Annotated in this window: 1 protein-coding gene; it reads right to left on the bottom strand. The window is 64.5% G+C overall.

The genetic code is table 11. From position 1 onward, the window contains the following. Window positions 1–20 precede the first annotated feature (20 nt). Window positions 21–854, bottom strand: an 834-nt coding sequence (locus tag ACW73L_RS22150) for a transposase (RefSeq protein WP_498924708.1), incomplete at its 5' end; no start/stop codon positions are given.

Raw genomic sequence — 854 nt, 5'->3', positions numbered from 1 at the left:
GTCGGCCCTGCAAAATTCCTTTAAGCGACATTCGGCAGCGTCTGGCCGTTCCAGGGAGGTAGCGGCAAGCGGAGGTCGAGACGCGCGAATGCGGCGCATGAACGGTCTGCGGTGGTCGCGAGTAACGCGCAACGGATCCAGGCGCATAACCAAAACGGCCAAAAAAGGGGCTTGATGCGGCCGCGCAGGACCGCGCGGATCAGCCAGCGCAGGTTGTAGCCGGCCGCGCACAGCACGGCGTGCAAGGCATCGCCCAAGGCGCCCGGCAACCAGCAGCGATCCATGCGGTGGTCGTGTTTGAGATGACCGATGGCGGGCTCGATGGCCTGCCGCCGCTTCAGCCAGCGGCGTTGCTTGGCGCTGAGCGAGCGGTACTGGCCGCGGTGAATGAGTTCCACCTTGGGGTTATCCGCATCGACGCCGCGAAAGCCCAGGTCGACCAGCACCTGCTGCGGCGCAACCGCGTACGGCTCCAGCAGGATCGTCGTCTGCTCCCGTTGGGAGTGGAGCAGATGACCATCGTAGGGATTGCCGGGAAAGGTCCGCGCGCCGACTATCAGCCCCTGCGCATAGGTCACTGCCACGCAGGTTTTCACCCCAAATTCATACGGCTTGCGGGCTTTGCCCTTGCCGATGCATTCCACTTCCGGGGCATGGAGGGCGTAGAGTTTGTTTTTGTCCTTCGGCTGCTGGGTTCGAATCCGTTCGGCGCGCTCCCACAGCGTCTCCAAATGTGACAGCGCGGTCGCCGTGGCGACGCCACTGACCTGGGCCCGTTGGCGTTGCACCGCTCGCAGCACAATCCCCAGGATCGTCCGCTGCCGCTTGACCACCCGCCGCAAGCGCTTGAACTG

The organism is Methylolobus aquaticus (assembly GCF_054172105.1).
Note: the sequence above shows the minus strand (reverse complement) of the source record. Positions and strands in the feature narration are given on the sequence as shown.